18 protein-coding genes are annotated in these 20,490 nt (G+C 61.0%); 11 read left to right on the plus strand and 7 right to left on the minus strand.

Annotation, left to right across the window (positions count from 1 at the left end; genetic code table 11):
• Positions 1-3: 3 nt before the first annotated feature.
• The 4 genes from frr to rpsB all read right to left on the minus strand — a co-directional run bounded on the left by frr (position 4) and on the right by rpsB (position 3,306).
• Positions 4-561, minus strand: a complete 558-nt coding sequence (gene frr, locus HYE77_RS16670) for a ribosome recycling factor (protein ID WP_003219325.1) — start codon at positions 559-561, stop codon at positions 4-6.
• On the minus strand, positions 558-1,301 hold the full coding sequence (gene pyrH, locus HYE77_RS16675) for a UMP kinase (protein WP_003219327.1): 744 nt from the start codon (positions 1,299-1,301) through the stop codon (positions 558-560). Before pyrH ends, frr begins: the two co-directional genes overlap by 4 nt.
• 211 nt (positions 1,302-1,512) lie before the next feature.
• Entirely contained in the window at positions 1,513-2,376 is an 864-nt protein-coding gene (gene tsf, locus HYE77_RS16680; protein WP_008432237.1) for a translation elongation factor Ts, read from the minus strand.
• 192 nt (positions 2,377-2,568) lie between these two features.
• Positions 2,569-3,306: a 30S ribosomal protein S2 gene (rpsB, locus tag HYE77_RS16685; protein ID WP_003219330.1), complete on the minus strand. Its 738-nt coding sequence runs from the start codon at positions 3,304-3,306 to the stop codon at positions 2,569-2,571.
• A gap of 385 nt (positions 3,307-3,691) precedes the next feature.
• Here rpsB and map point away from each other — a divergent pair, with 385 nt between their 5' ends.
• From map to dapC, 3 genes are all read left to right on the plus strand, one after another.
• Entirely contained in the window at positions 3,692-4,474 is a 783-nt protein-coding gene (map, locus tag HYE77_RS16690; protein ID WP_003219332.1) for a type I methionyl aminopeptidase, read from the plus strand.
• A 61-nt stretch (positions 4,475-4,535) separates the two neighbouring features.
• Positions 4,536-7,238, plus strand: a complete 2,703-nt coding sequence (locus HYE77_RS16695) for a [protein-PII] uridylyltransferase (protein ID WP_003219334.1) — start codon at positions 4,536-4,538, stop codon at positions 7,236-7,238.
• A gap of 46 nt (positions 7,239-7,284) precedes the next feature.
• Positions 7,285-8,484 carry a succinyldiaminopimelate transaminase gene (gene dapC, locus HYE77_RS16700; RefSeq protein ID WP_177069008.1) on the plus strand — a complete coding sequence of 400 codons (1,200 nt, stop codon included), beginning with the start codon at positions 7,285-7,287 and terminating at the stop codon, positions 8,482-8,484.
• Between the two features lie 138 nt (positions 8,485-8,622).
• Here the strand turns inward: dapC and HYE77_RS16705 are convergent, their stop codons facing one another.
• Positions 8,623-10,266 carry a Na+/H+ antiporter gene (locus HYE77_RS16705; RefSeq protein WP_003219338.1) on the minus strand — a complete coding sequence of 548 codons (1,644 nt, stop codon included), beginning with the start codon at positions 10,264-10,266 and terminating at the stop codon, positions 8,623-8,625.
• 213 nt (positions 10,267-10,479) lie between these two features.
• On the opposite strand from HYE77_RS16705, the gene HYE77_RS16710 reads away from it, so the two are divergent.
• From HYE77_RS16710 to HYE77_RS16725, 4 genes are all read left to right on the plus strand, one after another.
• Positions 10,480-10,842, plus strand: a complete 363-nt coding sequence (locus HYE77_RS16710; RefSeq protein ID WP_003219341.1) for an ArsC family reductase — start codon at positions 10,480-10,482, stop codon at positions 10,840-10,842.
• A gap of 33 nt (positions 10,843-10,875) precedes the next feature.
• Positions 10,876-11,910 (plus strand): 2,3,4,5-tetrahydropyridine-2,6-dicarboxylate N-succinyltransferase, encoded by a 1,035-nt coding sequence (gene dapD / locus HYE77_RS16715; RefSeq protein ID WP_003219342.1) that lies wholly within the window; start codon positions 10,876-10,878, stop codon positions 11,908-11,910.
• Between the two features lie 69 nt (positions 11,911-11,979).
• On the plus strand, positions 11,980-13,185 hold the full coding sequence (locus tag HYE77_RS16720; RefSeq protein ID WP_177069009.1) for an aminotransferase class V-fold PLP-dependent enzyme: 1,206 nt from the start codon (positions 11,980-11,982) through the stop codon (positions 13,183-13,185).
• Entirely contained in the window at positions 13,182-13,595 is a 414-nt protein-coding gene (locus HYE77_RS16725; RefSeq protein ID WP_177069010.1) for a SufE family protein, read from the plus strand. Before HYE77_RS16720 ends, HYE77_RS16725 begins: the two co-directional genes overlap by 4 nt.
• A gap of 117 nt (positions 13,596-13,712) precedes the next feature.
• On the opposite strand, the gene tcdA is transcribed toward HYE77_RS16725, so the two are convergent.
• A complete protein-coding gene (gene tcdA / locus HYE77_RS16730; RefSeq protein WP_003219345.1) occupies positions 13,713-14,522 on the minus strand; it encodes a tRNA cyclic N6-threonylcarbamoyladenosine(37) synthase TcdA in 810 nt (269 codons plus the stop codon).
• A 219-nt stretch (positions 14,523-14,741) separates the two neighbouring features.
• Between tcdA and HYE77_RS16735 the strand changes: the two genes are divergently transcribed.
• The 4 genes from HYE77_RS16735 (at position 14,742) to HYE77_RS16750 (ending at position 19,987) form a co-directional block, all read left to right on the plus strand.
• Entirely contained in the window at positions 14,742-17,333 is a 2,592-nt protein-coding gene (locus HYE77_RS16735) for a glycosyltransferase (RefSeq protein WP_003219347.1), read from the plus strand.
• Positions 17,334-17,571: 238 nt separating this feature from the next.
• Positions 17,572-18,723 carry a succinyl-diaminopimelate desuccinylase gene (gene dapE / locus HYE77_RS16740; RefSeq protein WP_008430488.1) on the plus strand — a complete coding sequence of 384 codons (1,152 nt, stop codon included), beginning with the start codon at positions 17,572-17,574 and terminating at the stop codon, positions 18,721-18,723.
• On the plus strand, positions 18,723-19,532 hold the full coding sequence (locus HYE77_RS16745) for a putative RNA methyltransferase (RefSeq protein ID WP_003219351.1): 810 nt from the start codon (positions 18,723-18,725) through the stop codon (positions 19,530-19,532). The genes dapE and HYE77_RS16745 overlap by 1 nt, the downstream gene beginning before the upstream one ends.
• Before the next feature lie 77 nt (positions 19,533-19,609).
• The gene (locus HYE77_RS16750) at positions 19,610-19,987 is read left to right on the plus strand and encodes a hypothetical protein (protein ID WP_008430491.1); all 378 of its coding nucleotides are present in this window, start codon (positions 19,610-19,612) and stop codon (positions 19,985-19,987) included.
• 122 nt (positions 19,988-20,109) lie between these two features.
• Here HYE77_RS16750 and HYE77_RS16755 read toward each other — a convergent pair whose 3' ends face one another.
• On the minus strand, positions 20,110-20,319 hold the full coding sequence (locus HYE77_RS16755) for a cold-shock protein (RefSeq protein ID WP_003219353.1): 210 nt from the start codon (positions 20,317-20,319) through the stop codon (positions 20,110-20,112).
• Between the last annotated feature and the right edge of the window lie 171 nt (positions 20,320-20,490).

Consider the following 20,490-nt stretch of genomic DNA (forward strand, 5'->3'; position numbering starts at 1 on the left):
CCCTTATACGGCCATCAGGTCCTTTTCTTTATCTTCCGTGGCCTTGGTGATCTGGGCCTCGGCATCTTTAGTCAGCTTGTCGATATCAGCAACGGCACGGCGCTCTTCGTCTTCGCTGATTTCCTTGTCCTTGACCAGCTTCTTCAGGTCACCCAAGGCATCACGACGGATGTTGCGCACGGCAACACGCGCGTCTTCCGCTGCACTGCGCGCCTGCTTGGTGAAGCCCTTGCGGGTTTCTTCGGTCAGGGCAGGCATGGAGATCAGCAGCAATTCGCCCAGGTTGGTCGGATTGAGGTTCAAACCGGCGCTCTGGATGGCCTTGTCGACGGCGCCGAGCATGTTGCGCTCGAAAGCAACGACTTGCAGGGTGCGCGAATCTTTTACAGTGATGTTGGCCACTTGGGTGATCGAGGTATCAGCGCCGTAGTAAGGCACCATCACGCTGCCCAGGATGCTTGGGTGGGCCTTGCCGGTACGAATCTGGCCAAACGCATGGTTCAGGGATTCCAGGGATTTTTGCATGCGCTCTTGAGCGTCTTTTTTGATTTCGTTGATCATTGTTCGATTTCCTCGATCAGAGTCCCTTCCGCGCCGCCGTGTACGATGTTCAGCAGGGCGCCGGGCTTGTTCATGTTAAATACGCGCAGCGGCATCTTGTGGTCGCGGCACAAGCAAATTGCCGTCAGGTCCATCACGCCCAGCTTGCGATCCAGTACTTCATCATAAGTCAGATGATCGAACTTCTCGGCATGTGGGTCTTTGAATGGGTCTGCAGTGTAGACACCGTCAACCTTGGTGGCCTTGAGCACCACGTCCGCGTTGATCTCGATACCACGCAGGCAAGCTGCCGAATCGGTGGTAAAGAATGGGTTGCCGGTACCGGCCGCAAAAATCACGACTTCCTTGGCATCCAGGTGACGCATGGCCTTGCGACGATCATAGTGATCCGTTACGCCAACCATGGAAATAGCCGACATCACGATCGCGGTGATATTGGCGCGCTCCAGCGCATCACGCATGGCCAGGGCGTTCATCACAGTGGCCAGCATGCCCATGTGGTCGCCTGTCACCCGATCCATGCCGGCAGCGCTGAGTGCCGCGCCACGGAACAGGTTGCCGCCGCCGATCACCAGACCGACCTGGACACCGATACCGACCAGTTGGCCGACTTCCAGCGCCATGCGATCGAGTACTTTGGGATCGATCCCAAACTCTTCCGAGCCCATCAGGGCCTCGCCGCTAAGCTTGAGTAGAATGCGTTTATAGCGAGCCTGATGACCACTGCCCTGCTGAGCCATTGCGAATCTCTCCTGCGGCGTATTTTTTGAAAATTCTTGGCAAGCCGTTTACGGCCTGCGTTCACTCTAGCTTGACGCTGTCACAGCGCCATCGGAACACGGCTTTGTAAGCCAGTTCCAAAGGGAAACCAATAAAAATCGATCACCCCATTTGAAAAGAGGCTGCGCGCGTAAGCGGGCAGCCTCTTTTGGGCGACAGTTAAAAACTGTCTTACTTCTTGGTGGCAGCCAGCTGGGCAGCAACTTCTTCAGCGAAGTTGTCGACCGGCTTCTCGATGCCGTCGCCTACTTTGTAGTAGGTGAAGGAAACGATTTCAGCACCGGCTTTCTTGGCCAGTTCGCCAACCTTGATTTCAGGGTTCTTGACGAACGCCTGCTCAACCAGGGAAGCCTCAGCCAGGAACTTGCTGATACGGCCCTTGACCATGTTTTCAACGATGTTTTCAGGCTTGCCTTTGATTTTCTCTTCGTTCAGCTGCAGGAACACGGCTTTCTCGCGTTCGATGGCTTCAGCAGAAACTTCCGATGGCAGCAGGAATTCAGGGTTGCTGGCCGCTACGTGCATAGCGATGTCTTTGGCCAGTTCAACGTTGCCGCCTTTCAGGGCAACCACAACACCGATCTTGTTGCCGTGCAGGTAAGCACCCACAACGTCACCTTCAACGCGGGTCAGGCGACGAATGTTAACGTTCTCGCCCACTTTACCCACCAGAACCAGACGATCAGCTTCTTGAGCTTCGATCAGCGGAGCCGCGTCGGTCAGCTTGTCAGCGAATGCTTTTTCAACGCTGGCAGCGACGAAGTTCTTGAAGTCGTCTTGCAGGGCCAGGAAGTCGGTCTGCGAGTTAACTTCCAGGATAACGGCCGATTTGCCGTCTTCCTTGATTGCGATGGCGCCTTCAGCAGCGACGTTGCCTGCTTTCTTGGCAGCCTTGATGGCGCCCGAAGCACGCATGTCATCAATGGCTTTTTCGATGTCGCCGCCGGCCTTGGTCAAGGCCTTTTTGCAATCCATCATGCCTTCGCCGGTACGCTCACGCAGTTCTTTAACCAACGCTGCAGTAATCTCTGCCATTTTCAAAATCCTCTTGGATAGGTTTTCAACCATTCCACCCGATTGAACGGGCGATCAATTCTTCCCGAACCACCCTTGTAGGCCGCTGCACGTTACAAATGTTGTAGCTGCGCTGCCGACAAATGGTTTTCGAGGTGGCAAAAAGGGGGCCAAGCCCCCTTTTTGCTTACTGAGTCAACGCCAAGGCGTCAGTTACTCAGCTGCAGCTACCGGAGCTTCTTCAACGAACTGCTCGGTACCGCCAGCAACGTGGTTGCGACCACGGATTACAGCGTCAGCCATCGAACCCATGTACAGCTGGATAGCGCGGATTGCGTCATCGTTGCCTGGGATGATGTAGTCAACGCCTTCCGGGCTGCTGTTGGTATCGACTACGCCGATAACCGGGATGCCCAGCTTGTTGGCTTCGGTGATCGCGATGCGCTCGTGATCAACATCGATAACGAACAGTGCGTCAGGCAGACCGCCCATGTCCTTGATACCACCCAGGGAACGATCGAGCTTTTCCAGGTCGCGAGTGCGCATCAGCGCCTCTTTCTTGGTCAGCTTGGCGAAAGTACCGTCTTCGGCTTGCACTTCAAGGTCACGCAGACGCTTGATGGAAGCACGGATGGTTTTGAAGTTGGTCAGCATGCCGCCCAACCAGCGGTGATCGACGTACGGCGAACCGCAACGTGCTGCTTCTTCAGCAACGATCTTGCCAGCGGAACGCTTGGTGCCGACGAACAGAATCTTGTTTTTGCCCTGGGCCAGGCGCTCTACGAAAGTCAGAGCTTCGTTGAACATTGGCAGGGTTTTTTCAAGGTTGATGATGTGGATCTTGTTACGCGCGCCGAAAATGTATTTACCCATTTTCGGGTTCCAGTAACGGGTCTGGTGACCGAAGTGCACACCGGCCTTCAGCATATCGCGCATGTTGACTTGGGACATGATAGTTCCTTAATAAGTCGGGTTTGGCCTCCACGTATCCCAATGACCAACCAGCGGCATTCGCCTCCGGCACCCAGGTCATCGTGTCGACACGTGTGTGGATTTAAGCTTTGCGGGGTATCCCCGGAAAGCGGCGCATTTTATACCACAGAGCTTGCAAAAACGAAACCCGCAATCACATTTGCCGTCAGTCGCTTTTGCCTAAGCCTTTGAATAGAGCCAGAATGCCCCCATCCTTATAGACAGAAGCGATCGCCAGACGCTCATGGTTTCACCCTTGCGTCTGCTAGAATCGCGTTTTTTGGGCTTGTGCGAATTCTGCAACCTTTTGTCGCACACCCGTAAACCGTATTGATTTCAGCGCGTCGCGCTAGAGAGAGCCTGTATGACCGTAACCCTCAAAACCGCCGAAGATATCGCTGGCATGCGTGTTGCCGGCAAACTGGCTGCCGACGTCCTGGAAATGATTGCCGAACACGTCAAGCCCGGCGTCACCACCGAAGCGCTGGACCGCATTTGCCACGACTATATCGTCGACGTGCAAAAGGCCATCCCTGCGCCGCTGAACTACAAGGGTTTCCCCAAGTCGATCTGCACCTCGATCAACCACGTGGTGTGCCACGGGATTCCCGGCGACAAGCCGCTGAAGGACGGCGACACCCTGAACATCGACGTCACCGTCATCAAGGACGGCTACCACGGCGACACCAGCCGCATGTTCCACGTCGGCACCGTGCCGGTCTGGGCCGAGCGCCTGTCGCAAGTCACCCAGGAATGCATGTACAAGGCCATCGAGATCGTCAAGCCTGGCTGCCGCCTGGGCGACATCGGTGAAATCATCCAGAAGCACGCTGAAAAGAACGGCTTCTCGGTGGTGCGCGAGTTCTGCGGCCACGGCATCGGCAAGGTGTTCCACGAAGAGCCACAGATCCTGCACTACGGCCGCGCCGGCACCGGCATGGAACTCAAGGCAGGCATGACCTTCACCATCGAGCCGATGATCAACCAGGGCAAGGCCGACACCAAGGTGCTGGGCGACGGCTGGACCGCCATCACCAAGGACCGCAAGCTCTCGGCGCAGTGGGAACACACCCTGCTGGTGACCGACACCGGCTACGAGATCTTCACCCTGCGTGCCGACGACACGATTCCCCGCGTTTCGGCGTAATGTTTGCACCGGTTTTCTAATAGCGACGCTGTGACCCATAGATAGAAAGGAAAACCGATCGATGCCCCAGGTGGATCCCGAACTCTTCGACCGTGGCCAGTTCCAGGCGGAACTGGCACTGAAGGCCAGCCCCATCGCCGCCTTCAAGAAGGCCATTCGTCAGGCCCGCGAGGTGCTCGACGGGCGCTTTCGTACCGGCCGCGATATCCGCCGGCTGATCGAGGACCGCGCCTGGTTCGTCGACAACATCCTGCAAAAGGCCTGGGAACAGTTCAGCTGGAGTGAAGACGCCGATATCGCCCTGGTGGCGGTCGGCGGCTACGGCCGTGGCGAACTGCACCCCTACTCCGACATCGACCTGCTGATCTTGCTGGACAGCGCCGATCACGAGATCTTTCGCGACTCCATCGAGCGTTTTCTGACGCTGTTGTGGGACATCGGCCTGGAAGTCGGCCAAAGCGTACGCTCGGTGGACGAGTGTGCCCAGGAAGCCCGCGCCGACCTGACGGTGATCACCAACCTGATGGAAAGCCGCACCATCGCCGGCCCCGAGCGCCTGCGCCAGCGCATGCTGGAAGTCACCAGCACCGCGCACATGTGGCCAAGCAAGGACTTCTTCCTGGCCAAGCGTGCCGAGCAGAAAGCCCGGCACCACAAGTACAACGACACCGAATACAACCTGGAACCCAACGTCAAAGGCTCACCGGGCGGGCTGCGGGACATCCAGACGATTTTGTGGGTCGCCCGTCGCCAGTACGGCACCCTGAACCTGCGCGCCCTGGCCGGGGAAGGCTTCCTGGTGGAGAGCGAAAACGCCCTGCTGGCCTCCTCCCAGGAATTCCTCTGGAAAGTGCGCTACGCGCTGCACATGCTGGCCGGGCGCTCCGAAGACCGCCTGCTGTTCGACCACCAGCGCTCCATCGCCACCCTGCTGGGGTTTGAAGGCGAAGACGCGAAGACCAGCATCGAAAGTTTCATGCAGCAGTACTACCGCGTGGTGATGAGCATTGCCCAGCTCAGCGACCTGATCATCCAGCACTTCGAAGAAGTGATCCTGGCCCCGGAAGACGAAGCACCGCCGCAGCCGATCAACGCGCGCTTCCAGCTCCACGATGGCTATATCGAGGCACGCAACGACAACGTGTTCAAACGCACGCCGTTCGCCATGCTGGAAATCTTCGTGTTGATGGCCCAGCAGCCGGAAATCAAGGGCGTACGCGCCGACACCATTCGCCTGCTGCGGGAAAACCGTCACCTGATCGACGACGATTTCCGCCACGACATCCGCAATACCAGCCTGTTTATCGAGCTGTTCAAGTGCAAGATCGGCATCCACCGCAACCTGCGGCGCATGAACCGCTACGGGATCCTGGGGCGCTACCTGCCGGAGTTCGGTTTTATCGTCGGGCAGATGCAGCACGACCTGTTCCACATCTACACGGTGGACGCCCACACCCTGAACCTGATCAAGCACCTGCGTAAGTTGCAGTACACCCAGGTGTCAGAGAAATTCCCGCTGGCCAGCAAGCTCATGGCGCGTCTGCCCAAGCCGGAATTGATCTACCTCGCCGGCCTGTACCACGACATCGGCAAGGGCCGGCATGGTGATCACTCGGAAATTGGCGCAGTGGACGCCGAAGCGTTCTGCCAGCGTCACCAGTTGCCGCTGTGGGACAGCCGCCTGATCGTGTGGCTGGTGCAGAACCACCTGGTGATGTCCACCACCGCCCAGCGCAAGGACTTGTCCGACCCGCAGGTGATCCACGATTTTGCCCAGGCCGTCGGCGATGAAACCCGCCTCGACTACCTGTACGTGCTCACCGTGTCCGACATCAACGCCACCAACCCGACGCTGTGGAACTCCTGGCGCGCCAGCCTGTTGCGCCAGCTCTACACCGAGACCAAGCGCGCGCTGCGTCGCGGCCTCGAGAACCCGGTGGACCGCGAAGAACAGATCCGCCGCACCCAAAGCGCGGCCCTGGATATTCTGGTGCGTGGCGGCAATGACCCGGACGACGTCGAGCAACTCTGGTCGCAACTGGGAGACGACTACTTCCTGCGCCACACCGCCGGCGACGTGGCCTGGCACAGCGACGCGATCCTGCAGCAGCCGGCCGATGGCGGCCCACTGGTGCTGATCAAGGAAACCACCCAGCGCGAGTTCGAGGGTGGCACCCAGATCTTCATCTACGCGCCCGACCAGCACGACTTCTTCGCCGTGACCGTGGCGGCGATGGACCAGCTCAACCTGAACATTCACGACGCCCGGGTCATCACCTCCAGCAGCCAGTTCACCCTCGACACCTACATCGTGCTCGACACAGAAGGCGAGTCCATCGGCGACAACCCGGAGCGGGTGAAAAAGATCCGCAAAGGCCTCACCGACGCGCTGCGCAATCCTGACGACTACCCGACCATCATCCAGCGTCGGGTGCCGCGCCAGCTCAAGCACTTTGCTTTTGCCCCCGAGGTGACCATCCACAACGACGCCCAGCGCCCGGTGACGGTGCTGGAACTCAGCGCGCCGGACCGCCCGGGCCTGCTGGCACGGATCGGCACGATCTTCCTGGAGTTCGACCTGTCGTTGCAGAACGCCAAGATTGCGACCCTGGGCGAGCGGGTGGAAGACGTGTTCTTCATTACCGATGCCGACAACCAGCCGCTTTCCGACCCTGAACTGTGCCGACGCTTGCAGGAAGCCATCGTCCAGCAGTTGAGCGTCAATCAGGAGACCGGCGTCGAGATGTCACGCTTGAGCATCTGACCGACCGCCCATTTTCAGCTTCCAATGAATTGAACGAGATTTATCGATGAACAACGCCCTGAACCAACTGCAGCCCTACCCGTTCGAGAAATTGCGCGTCCTGCTGGGCAGCGTCACGCCGAACCCGGACAAACGCCCCATCGCCCTGTCCATCGGTGAGCCGAAGCACAAATCCCCGCAGTTTGTCGCCGAGGCGCTGGCCAACAACCTGGACCAGATGGCGGTGTACCCCACCACCCTGGGCATTCCCGCCCTGCGCGAAGCCATTGGCGCCTGGTGTGAACGCCGTTTCAGCGTGCCCAAGGGCTGGCTTGACCCGGCGCGCAACATCCTGCCGGTGAACGGCACCCGTGAAGCGCTGTTCGCCTTCACCCAGACCGTGGTCAACCGCGGCGACGACGCGCTGGTGGTCAGCCCGAACCCGTTCTACCAGATCTACGAAGGGGCTGCGTTCCTCGCCGGGGCCAAGCCGCATTACCTGCCGTGCCTGGATGAAAACGGCTTCAACCCGGATTTCGACGCGGTATCGCCGGACATCTGGAAACGCTGCCAGATCCTGTTCCTGTGCTCGCCAGGCAACCCCACCGGTGCACTGATTCCCGTCGACACCCTGAAAAAGCTGATCGCCCTGGCTGACGAATACGACTTCGTGATCGCCGCCGACGAGTGCTACAGCGAGCTGTACTTCGACGAACAAACCCCGCCGCCAGGCCTGCTCAGCGCTTGCGTGGAACTGGGCCGCCAGGACTTCAAGCGTTGCGTGGTGTTCCACAGCCTGTCCAAGCGCTCCAACCTGCCGGGCCTGCGCTCGGGCTTTGTGGCCGGCGATGCCGAAATCCTCAAGGGCTTCCTGCTGTACCGCACCTACCACGGTTGCGCGATGCCGGTGCAAACCCAACTGGCGAGCATTGCTGCCTGGCAGGACGAAGCCCACGTGCAGGCCAACCGTGACCTGTACCGGGAGAAGTTCGATGCGGTGCTGGCGATCCTGAAGCCGGTGCTGGACGTGCAAAACCCGGACGGCGGCTTCTACCTGTGGCCGAATGTGAAGGGCGACGATGCGGCGTTCTGCCGGGACTTGTTCGTGGAAGAACACGTGACCGTGGTACCGGGCTCGTACCTGTCGCGGGAAGTGGACGGGGTCAACCCGGGCGCCGGGCGTGTACGCCTGGCACTGGTTGCGCCGCTGGCAGAGTGTGTGGAAGCGGCGACGCGGATTCGCGACTTTATTACCCGCAATAAATAACCGCGCTGAATGTGGCGAGGGAGCTTGCTGTGGCGAGGGAGCTTGCTCCCGCTGGAGTGCGCAGCGCTCCCGCTTTTTTGGGGCCGCTACGCAGCCCAGCGGGAGCAAGCTCCCTCGCCACAAGCAAGCACCGCAGTGTTATTTGATATGACCCAGATTCGCCTCGCTCATATCCAGATCCGCCAACACCTCCCGTAGCACATCATCACCAATCTGATGGTGACGGCTCAGGCTATACAGTTCCAGACGCTGCGCCCGCAGGGCCTTGAGCCGCAACTTGCGCTCCAGTTGATCCATCTGCAACGCCAGCGCCTGGGCTTCGGCCGAATCGTTGAACACTTCCAGTTGATGACGATACTCCGACATCAACCGCGCCTTGAGCTCGGTGGCCAAGGCTGCCTGGGCGGCATCCTGGGGTGCAGCTTCAGCGGGTTCTTCGGCTTCCAGGGCATGGATAGCAGCCACGGCGGTCTTCTTCCAGGCCTCGCGCACTTCATTGTGGCGTTTCTCATCCGGGCTCTTCTCGATGCCGCGCAACAGCAGCGGCAAAGCGATGCAGGCCGCGACCAACGACAGCAGGATCACACCGGCGGCGATGAAGATCAGCAGGTCGCGCTCGGGAAAATCCTGCCCCGGCGCAAGCAGTAACGGTACCGACATCACACCCGCCAGGGTCACGGCACCGCGTACGCCACCGACGGTCAGCAACCAGCAGGACCGCGCGGTGGGCACCAGCGTCAGCTCACTTTTCCCACGAATCCGGCGCAATAAACCCGACAGGCGCCAGATGCTTTGCACCCAGATAAACCGCAACACCACCAGCACCAGGAAAATCGCGATCACGTCCAGGCAGCGATACAACAAGGTCGGCCACAGCGTCGGCTCGTGACTGACCACCGCCTTGATGATGTCAGGCAGTTGCAGGCCCAGCAGCAGGAAGATCAAGCCGTTGAACGCAAACTCCAGCAGCGACCAGACACTGCGGTTGAGCAACCGGGTGCTGGTCTGGCGCGGCAGCAGGTCGAGCCAGCTTTGCATCATGCCCGCAGCCACCGCCGACAGGATGCCCGAGGCGCCAAGGCGTTCCGCCAGCACGTAGGCGGCGAATGGCAGCAACAACATGAACACCACGTGCGTCGCCGGGTCGTCCCAGCCCCGGGCGATCATCCAGGCACGCAGGCGGCCGACCAGCCAGCTCAACGCCACACCGACCGCCAGGCCACCCACGGCCACCAGCACAAAGGTGAGGCTCGCATCCGCCAGCGAGAACACGCCGGTCAGCGCCGCCGCCAGGGCGAACTTGAAGGTCACCAGGCCCGAGGCATCATTCATCAACGCCTCGCCCTGGAGCATGTGCATCAGTGGCGTCGGCAAGCGGTTCTGGGAAATGGCCGACACCGCCACGGCATCCGTCGGCGACAACACGGCCGCCAGGGCGAAGGCCACCGGCAGGGGAATACTCGGCAACAACCAGTGAATGAAGTAACCGGCCCCCACCACCGTAAACAGCACCAACCCCACCGCCAGCGTCAGGATCGGCCCGCGCAGGCGCCACAATTCACGCTTGGGCATGCGCCAGCCATCAGAGAACAGCAGCGGCGGCAGAAACAGGAAAAGAAACAACTCAGGGTCCAGGGCGACATGCAGCCCCAGGGTCGGCCAGGCCAGCAACGCACCGGCGGCGATCTGCACGAGTGGTAACGGCAGTGGGATCACACGCCCGACAAGGCGCGAAACGCTGACCAGCATCAGCAGGATAAGTACGGTGTAGGCGGTTTGCATAACGCGGGATTCCCAGACAATCAACTTGCAACAACACACATCAGGCAACAACTCGCCGTTGAAGTGCCATATTAGCCGCCTATGCTGCGCGATGGCCTTTGCACAAAAGTCGCACACGAGCAAAACGTAAGTGTGACGAGCGGCGCCGAAAGCCGCTGGCCATGGCATAATCCGTGACCTTTAATCTGCGTGAGCCCAAAGGGGGGCAATTCCTTGACCGCTTCAAGCAAAACGTTGCACCTTTTCGGCATCAAAGCCTGCGACACCATGAAAAAGGCGCGCACCTGGCTCGATGAGCACGCTATCCAGTATGAGTTTCATGACTACAAGACGGCCGGTATCGACCGCGAACACTTGACCCAATGGTGCAATGAGCACGGTTGGCAGGTGGTTTTGAACCGTGCGGGCACCACCTTTCGCAAACTCGAAGACGAACGCAAAGCCGATCTCGACCAAGCGAAAGCCATTGAATTGATGCTCGCGCAACCCTCGATGATCAAGCGCCCGGTGCTTGATCTCGGTGACAAAACCCTGATTGGCTTCAAGCCAGATAGCTATTCGGCGGCCCTCAAGTAGGCCAGCCCACTCCATTTTTGTAGAGGTAACAGCATGTCCAATTCCCTGTTCAGCCTGGGCTTCGGCGTCGGCACTCAGAACCGCCAAGGTGCTTGGCTGGAAGTGTTTTACGCACAACCGCTGCTCAATCCATCGGCTGAAATCATCGCGGCCATCGCGCCGATCCTCGGTTACACCGAAGGCAACCAGGCGATCACTTTCACCGTCACCCAGGCCCTGCAACTGGCTGACGCGCTCAAGGGCGTCGACGCTGCCCAAGCCGCCCTGTTGAGCCGCCTGGCTGAAAGCCACACGCCGCTGGTCGCCACCCTGCTGGCCGAAGACGCCGCACTGACCTCCACGCCTGAGGCCTACCTCAAGCTGCACCTGCTGTCCCATCGCCTGGTCAAGCCTCACGGCCTGAGCCTGGCCGGTGTGTTCCCGCAGTTGCCGAACGTGGCCTGGACCAGCCAGGGCGCAATCGACATCAATGAGCTGGCCGAGCGTCAACTGGAAGCGCGCCTGCGTGGCGACCTGCTGGAAGTGTTCTCGGTGGACAAGTTCCCGAAGATGACCGACTACGTGGTGCCGAGCGGCGTGCGTATCGCTGATGCCGCGCGCATCCGCCTGGGCGCCTACGTAGGCGAAGGCACCACCGTGATGCACGAAGGTTTCGTCAACTTCAACGCCGGTACCGAAGGCCCGGGCATGATCGAAGGCCGCGTGTCGGCTGGCGTGTTCGTCGGCAAGGGTTCGGACCTGGGCGGCGGTTGCTCCACCATGGGCACCCTGTCGGGTGGCGGCAACATCGTGATCAAGGTCGGCGAAGGCTGCCTGATCGGCGCCAACGCCGGTATCGGTATCCCGTTGGGCGACCGCAACACCGTGGAGTCGGGCCTGTACGTGACCGCCGGCACCAAGGTTGCGCTGCTGGACGAGCAGAACCAGCTGGTCAAGGTGGTCAAGGCCCGCGAGCTGGCCGGCCAACCGGACCTGCTGTTCCGCCGCAACTCCGAGACCGGTGCCGTGGAGTGCAAAACCCACAAATCGGCCATCGAACTGAACGCAGCGCTGCACGCTCACAACTAAGCAGCGACTCGATGCCACTAACGGCCCGCGCCTGACCGGTGCGGGCCGTTTATACGAGTCTTGATCACCATGCTTGTGCCCTCTCCCTGGCGCGCCGATTTTCCGGCCATCGCCACCCTGCAACGGCAAGACCAGACCTATCTGGACAACGCCGCCACCACGCAAAAACCTCAAGCCCTGCTGGACGCCATCAGCCATTACTACGCCAATGGCGCAGCCAATGTGCACCGTGCACAGCACTTGCCGGGCGCCCATGCGACCCAGGCTTTCGAGGACAGTCGCAGCAAGGTGGCACAGTGGCTGAACGTCGGTGACGAGGGGCAAATCATCTTCACCCACGGCGCGACATCGGCGCTGAACCTCCTGGCTTATGGCCTTGAGCACCTATTCAACCCGGGCGACGAGATTGTCATCAGCGCCCTGGAGCACCACGCCAACCTGCTGCCGTGGCAGCAACTGGCCAAGCGTCGCGAGCTGGCGCTGGTGGTACTGCCGCTTGACGATGACGGCTTGATCGACCTGCAAGCCGCCGCCCAACTGATCGGCCCGCGCACCCGCCTGCTGGCGGTGAGCCAACTGTCCAACGTACTCGGCGCCTGGCAGCCGTTGCCGCATTTGCTGGCACTGGCCAAGGCCCACGACGCCCTGACGGTGGTCGATGGCGCCCAGGGCATCGTGCATGGTCGCCATGATATGCAGGCCCTGGGCTGCGACTTCTACGTGTTTTCCAGCCATAAACTCTACGGGCCGGACGGCGTCGGCGTGCTGTATGGCCGCACCGAAGCCCTGCATCACCTGCGCCATTGGCAGTTTGGGGGCGAGATGGTGCAGCACGCTGATTATCAAAGCGCCAGTTTCCGCCCGGCGCCCCTCGGCTTCGAAGCCGGGACTCCGCCGATCGCCAGCGTGATCGGCCTGGGGGCAACCCTGGATTACCTGAGTTCCCTGGACCAGCAGGCGGTGACGGCTCACGAAGCCGCCCTGCACGACTACCTGTTGCGTGGCTTGCAAGCGCGCAATGGCGTGCGCTTGCTGGGGTCGCCGCACGTCGCCCTGGCCAGCTTCGTGGTGGAAGGCGTGCACAACGCCGACCTCGCCCACTTGCTGACCGAACAAGGGATTGCGGTGCGCGCCGGCCATCATTGTGCGATGCCGCTGCTCAAGCAGATGGGATTGTCGGGGGCGATTCGGGTGTCGTTGGCGCTGTACAACGACTCCGATGACCTGGAGCGCTTTTTTGAAGCGCTGGATCAAGCCCTGGATATGTTGCGATGAGCTTGCCGACTGAGGCTGTTGTCGCGCTGGAAGCGTTCCAGGCAGTCGGCAGTTGGGAGCAACGAGCCCGCCTGCTGATGCAATGGGGCGAGCGGCTGCCCGCCTTGCCGGATGAAGACAAGGTCGACGCCAACCTGGTGCAGGGCTGTGAAAGCCTGGTGTGGCTGGTGGGGCGCTTGCAGGATGGGCATTGGCAGTTTGCCGCCAGCAGCGATGCACGGCTGATACGCGGGCTGGTGGCGTTGTTGCTGGCGCGGGTCAACGGTGTGTCTGCCGCCGAACTGCAAGCCGTCGACTTGCCCGGCTGGTTTGAGCAACTGGGCCTGTCGCGGCAGTTATCGCCGTCGCGCAGCAATGGGTTGAATGCGGTGCTGCAGCGCATGCGGCATCTGAGCCTCACACAAAACTAAATGTGGGAGCGGGCTTGCTCGCGAAGGCGGCGTGTCAGTCACCGGAGATGTCGACTGATACACCGCTTTCGCGAGCAAGCCCGCTCCCACATTTTGATCTTCATTCCAGACTGAGATCTAAGGGGCCTTGACCCTGTCAGCAGGCCGGCGCACCCCGGCCACTATCTTGTCCACCGCCTTGGTCGCGGCCACCATGCCGAAGGTCGCAGTCACCATCATCACCGCGCCAAACCCGCCGGCGCAGTCCAGCTTCACGCCATCCCCGACAAAACTCTTCTGCAAACAGATGCTGCCGTCCGGCTTCGGGTAACGCAGCTGTTCGGTGGAGAACACGCAGGGCACGCTGTAATGGCGGGTCACAGTGCGGGAGAAGCCATAATCGCGACGCAACGTGGAGCGCACCTTCGACGCCAGCGGGTCATTGAACGTACGGTTCAAGTCACACACCTGAATCAACGTCGGATCAATCTGCCCGCCCGCGCCGCCGGTGGTGATGATCTGGATCTTGCGCCGCTTGCACCAGGCAATCAGTGCGGCCTTGGCGTTCACACTGTCGATGCAGTCGATCACGCAATCGATATTGGGCGTGATGTACTCGGCCATCGTCTCGCGGGTCACGAAATCCGCCACCGCGTGCACGGTGCAATCCGGGTTGATGCCTTTCAGGCGCTCGGCCATGACCTCGACCTTGGCCTTGCCCACGGTGCTGTCCAGCGCATGCAGCTGGCGGTTGCTGTTGCTGACGCATACATCATCGAGGTCAAACAGCGAAATCTCGCCCACGCCGCAGCGAGCGATGGCTTCCGCCGCCCACGAACCCACCCCGCCCACGCCGACGATGGCCACATGGGCCGCCTTCAGGCGCTCCAGGCCTTCAATGCCATACAAGCGCGCGACGCCGGCAAACCGTGGATCTTCTGTACTCATGACCATTACCCCAAAAACCGGCGCGCATTATAGGGCTACACAGCGACAAGTTTTAAACTACAAGCTACAAGTAAGAGAACTTACGACGAGTTGCACTGCCCAATGTCCGGTTTTTCCCGGCTTGCTGTACGGTCGGTGAAAGGCCAGTGTAGGATGCGCGCCGTTCGGCGCAGGCCGACACCTCTTTTCGTTCCACACCCTTTGGAACCCGAAATAGCCATGTCATCGCGTAAATTTGGACTCAACCTGGTGGTGGTGCTGGCAATTGCCGCGCTGTTCACCGGCTTCTGGGCGCTGATCAACCGCCCGGTCAATGCCCCTAACTGGCCCGAGCAGATCTCCGGTTTTTCGTACTCGCCGTTCCAGCAAGGCCAGTACCCACAGAAAGACCAGTATCCGACCGACGATCAAATGCGTCAGGACCTTGCGATCATGAGCAAGCTGACGGACAACATCCGTACCTACTCGGTCGACGGCACCCTGGGGGATATCCCCAAGCTGGCGGAAGAATTCGGCCTGCGGGTGACCCTGGGGATCTGGATCAGTCCGGACCTCGAGCGCAACGAGCGCGAGATCCAGCGCGCCATCGAAATCGCCAACAGCTCCCGCAGCGTAGTGCGGGTAGTGGTGGGCAACGAGGCGCTGTTCCGTGAGGAAATCACTCCGGAAGCGCTGATCGTGCTGCTGGATCGGGTACGGGCCGCCGTCAAGGTGCCCGTAACCACCTCAGAGCAATGGCACATCTGGGAACACAACCCGCAACTGGCCAAGCACGTCGACCTGATCGCCGCGCACATCCTGCCGTACTGGGAACATATCCCGGTGGACAAGGCCGGCCAGTTCGTCCTCGATCGCGCACGGGACCTGAAGAAGACCTTCCCGAAAAAGCCGCTGTTGCTGTCGGAGGTTGGCTGGCCGAGCAACGGCCGGATGCGTGGCGGTGCTGACGCCTCCCCCGCCGACCAGGCGATTTACCTGCGCACGCTGGTTAACACGCTGAACCGCCAGGGCTACAACTACTTCGTGATCGAAGCGTTTGACCAGCCATGGAAAGCCAGCGACGAAGGCTCTGTAGGCGCCTATTGGGGCGTGTTCAACGCCGCACGCCAGCAGAAATTCAACTTTGATGGCCCGGTGGTCGCGATTCCGCAATGGCGAGTGCTGGCGATCGGCTCGGTGGTGCTTGCGCTGCTGTCCCTGACCCTGCTGATGATCGACGGCTCGGCCCTGCGCCAGCGCGGCCGTACGTTCCTGACCTTTATCGCGTTCCTGTGCGGGTCGGTATTGGTGTGGATCGGTTATGACTACAGCCAGCAATACAGCACCTGGTTCAGCTTGACGGTGGGCTTCCTGCTGGCACTCGGCGCCCTGGGCGTATTTATCGTGTTGCTGACCGAAGCCCATGAGCTGGCCGAAGCAGTCTGGACCCACAAACGCCGGCGTGAATTCCTGCCGGTTGAAGGGGATTCGGACTACCGCCCGAAAGTCTCGATCCACGTGCCGTGCTACAACGAGCCGCCGGAGATGGTCAAACAGACCCTCGACGCCCTGGCCGCCCTCGATTATCCGGACTACGAAGTCCTGATCATCGACAACAACACCAAGGACCCGGCCGTGTGGGAGCCGGTGCGCGACTACTGCGAAACCCTCGGCCCGCGCTTCAAGTTCTTCCACGTCTCGCCCCTGGCCGGTTTCAAGGGCGGCGCACTGAACTACCTGATCCCGCACACCGCCAAGGATGCCGAAGTGATCGCGGTGATCGACTCCGATTACTGCGTGTCGCCAAACTGGCTCAAGCACATGGTGCCGCATTTCGCCGACCCGAAAATCGCCGTGGTGCAGTCGCCACAGGATTATCGCGACCAGAACGAAAGCACCTTCAAGAAGCTCTGCTACGCGGAATACAAAGGCTTCTTCCATATCGGCATGGTCACCCGCAACGACCGTGACGCGATCATCCAGCACGGCACCATGACCATGACCCGCCGCTCGGTGCTGGAAGAGCTGGGCTGGGCCGACTGGTGCATCTGTGAGGATGCCGAGCTGGGCCTGCGGGTCTTCGAGAAGGGCCTGTCGGCGGCGTACTACCACGACAGCTACGGCAAGGGCCTGATGCCCGATACCTTTATCGACTTCAAGAAACAGCGTTTCCGCTGGGCCTACGGCGCGATCCAGATCATCAAGCGCCACACTGCGAGCCTCTTGCGCGGCAAGGACACCGAGCTGACCCGTGGCCAGCGCTACCACTTCCTCGCGGGGTGGTTGCCGTGGGTGGCCGACGGCATGAACATCTTCTTCACCGTGGGCGCCTTGTTGTGGTCGGCGGCGATGATTATCGTGCCGACGCGGGTTGACCCGCCGCTGCTGATTTTCGCGATCCCGCCACTGGCGTTGTTCGTGTTCAAGGTCGGCAAGATCATCTTCCTCTACCGTCGTGCGGTGGGTGTGAACCTGAAAGATGCGTTCTGCGCGGCACTGGCCGGGCTGGCGTTGTCGCACACCATCGCCAAGGCGGTGCTGTACGGGTTCTTCACCACCAGCATTCCGTTCTTCCGTACACCGAAGAACGCCGATAACCACGGTTTCTGGGTGGCGATCTCCGAAGCCCGGGAAGAGATGTTCATCATGCTGCTGTTGTGGGGTGCGGCACTGGGGATTTACCTGGTGCAGGGCCTGCCGAGCAATGACATGCGCTTCTGGGTGGTGATGTTGCTGGTGCAGTCGCTGCCGTATGTGGCGGCGCTGATCATGGCGTTCCTGTCGTCGCTGCCGAAACCGGCACCGAAGCAAGAGCCTGTGGCCGCTGCTTAAAATCCTGCGCAATGCACTAAACGGCGGCCTCTGGCCGCCGTTTTGCTATAAGATAACGGCCATTTTGTGAGACTTGGCCCAGGCCATTGCTTTGTGTGGGAGCGGGCTTGCTCGCGAATGCGCCGGGTCAGTTCATACATTGTTGACTGACACTCCGTATTCGCGAGCAAGCCCGCTCCCACACAAGCCCCCCCTCCCACATAAGCCTTGCGCCCTGACATGCTTCTGGAGTTTTTACATGACGGCCCACGCCGACCTTTCGCCGACCCTCCAACTCGCTATCGACCTGATCCGCCGCCCGTCGGTGACGCCGGTCGACGCCGATTGCCAGAAGCTGATGATGCAGCGCCTGGGCGACGCCGGTTTTGCGCTTGAGCCGATGCGCATCGAGGATGTGGATAACTTCTGGGCCACCCACGGCAAACACGAAGGCCCGGTATTGTGCTTCGCCGGCCACACCGACGTGGTGCCGACCGGCCCGGTCAAGGCCTGGCAGAACGACCCGTTCGACGCGCTGATCGATGAAAACGGCATGCTCTGCGGCCGTGGCGCAGCCGACATGAAAGGCAGCCTGGCGGCGATGCTGGTCGCTTCCGAGCGATTTGTGACCGACTACCCGGACCACAAGGGTTCGGTCGCATTCCTGATCACCAGTGACGAAGAAGGCCCGGCGCACCACGGCACCAAGGCCGTGATCGAACGCCTGGCAGCCCGCAAGGAGCGCCTGGACTGGTGCATCGTCGGCGAACCGTCGAGCACCACCCTGGTGGGCGACGTGGTCAAGAACGGCCGTCGCGGCTCCCTCGGCGCCACCCTGACCGTGCGCGGCGTGCAAGGCCATGTGGCCTACCCGCACCTGGCGAAGAACCCGATCCACCTGGCGGCTCCGGCCCTGGCCGAACTGGCCGCCGAGCACTGGGACGATGGCAACACCTTCTTCCCGCCTACCAGCTTCCAGATTTCCAACCTCAACTCCGGCACCGGCGCCACCAACGTGATCCCGGGCGACCTGACGGCGGTGTTCAACTTCCGCTTCTCCACCGAGTCCACCGTCGAAGGCCTGCAGCAGCGGGTCGCGGCGATTCTCGACAAGCATGGCCTGGACTGGCATGTGGAGTGGGCGCTGTCGGGCCTGCCGTTCCTCACCGAACCGGGCGCGTTGCTCGATGCGGTCTCCGCCAGCATCAAGGCCGTCACCGGTCGCGAGACCCAGGCGTCCACCAGCGGCGGCACCTCCGATGGGCGCTTCATCGCGACCCTCGGCACTCAGGTGGTGGAGCTGGGCCCGGTCAACGCGACGATCCATCAGGTCAACGAGCGCATCCTCGCCAGCGACCTCGATGTGCTGACCGAAATCTACTACCAGACCCTGATCAAGTTGCTCGCCTGATGCTCGCTTGCCCCATTTGCAGCGCACCGCTCCATGAAGTGGACAACGGCGTAGCCTGCCCGGCCGGGCACCGTTTCGACCGGGCGCGCCAGGGTTACCTGAACCTGTTGCCGGTGCAGCACAAGAACAGCCGTGACCCGGGCGACAACCTGGCGATGGTGGAAGCGCGCCGCGACTTCCTCAACGCCGGGCATTACGCCCCGGTGGCCAGGCGCCTGGCCGAACTGGCCGCTGAACGCAAACCCCAGCGCTGGCTGGATATCGGCTGTGGCGAGGGTTACTACACCGCACAGATCGCCGACGCCCTGCTGCGCGCCGATGGTTATGCCCTGGATATTTCCAGGGAAGCGGTCAAGCGCGCCTGCAAGCGCAACCCCACGGTGACCTGGTTGATCGCCAGCATGGCCCGGGTGCCGTTGGCCGATGCCAGTTGCCAGTTCCTGGCCAGCGTGTTCAGCCCGCTGGACTGGCTGGAGGCCAAGCGCCTGCTCAGCCCGGGCGGTGGCTTGATGAAAGTCGGCCCCACCAGCGGCCACCTGATGGAACTGCGTGAGCGTTTGTACGACGAAGTGCGCGAGTACACCGACGACAAGCACCTGGCGCTGGTGCCGCAGGGCATGAGCCTGCAACACAGCGAAACCCTGGAGTTCAAGCTCAGCCTGGCCGATCCCAAGGATCGCGCCAACCTGCTGGCGATGACGCCCCACGGCTGGCGCGCGAGTGCCGAACGCCGGGCCCGGGTGATCGAAGCCGCCGAACCGCTGCTGGTCACTGTGTCGATGCGCTACGACTATTTCGTGCTTCAATAACCCATTATTTTTGTGGGCCTCGGGGCCCACACCGAATCCGCGAATGGATTTTCAAAATCCCGCAACGAGGAACATCCATGCGCCAACCTGATATCGAGATTTACCTCAAGGACGCCGACGTCGACCACAAGGCCATCGCCGCCTGGTTGGGCGCCGCCCTGGGCCCGTGCACCGACTGGGTCCAGCGCGGCCAGACCTACAAGTGCAAAGCCGGCAGCGTACCGGTCACCTGGCTGCCGAAAGCCGTAGGCAAATGGAACAGCCTGTACCTGGAAAGCGACCAGACCCCGTGGGAAGACGACATCGCCTGCGCCCGCGCAGCCTTTGCCGCGCTGAACGTCGAAGTGCGTTGCGCGCCGGGCAGCTGGGTTGAGGAAGAAGGTGAAGAAAGCGCGGATACCTGGATTCGTATCAGCGCAGACGGTGAAGAGCAGATCACCTGGAAAACAACCTGAGGGATCGTTCCCACGCTCTGCGTGGGAATGCAACCTGTGACGCTCCGCGTCACGATTAAAAGCAGACGCGGAGCGTCCAAAGAAGCATTCCCACGCAGAGCGTGGGAACGATCACGCCAAGGTTACAGGCCCACCACATCCTCAGCCTGCAAGCCCTTCTCTCCCGTCACCACGGCGTATTCCACCTGCTGGCCTTCGGCCAATGAACGATGCCCTTCACCGCGAATGGCGCGGTAGTGCACAAACACATCCTTGCCATCTTCCCGCTGGATAAAGCCATAGCCCTTGGCGTCGTTGAACCACTTCACATTGCCGGTTTCGCGCGTTGCCATCTGTTTTGCTCCCACATGCTTTTTATAAGTACGTTTATTGTTGAGTCGTCGCAGTTGAACTGCCGAGTATAAGACAGGCTCAAAAAGCTTCAACTCAAGATTACTTCGCCGCTTTTTTGCCGATTTTCGGCTAATACTGCACACTAGCGCCCCGAGCACCTGCCCGGTTTT

Origin of the sequence: Pseudomonas sp. IPO3774 (genome assembly GCF_013386835.1) — a bacterium.
Taxonomy (GTDB): Bacteria; Pseudomonadota; Gammaproteobacteria; order Pseudomonadales; family Pseudomonadaceae; genus Aquipseudomonas.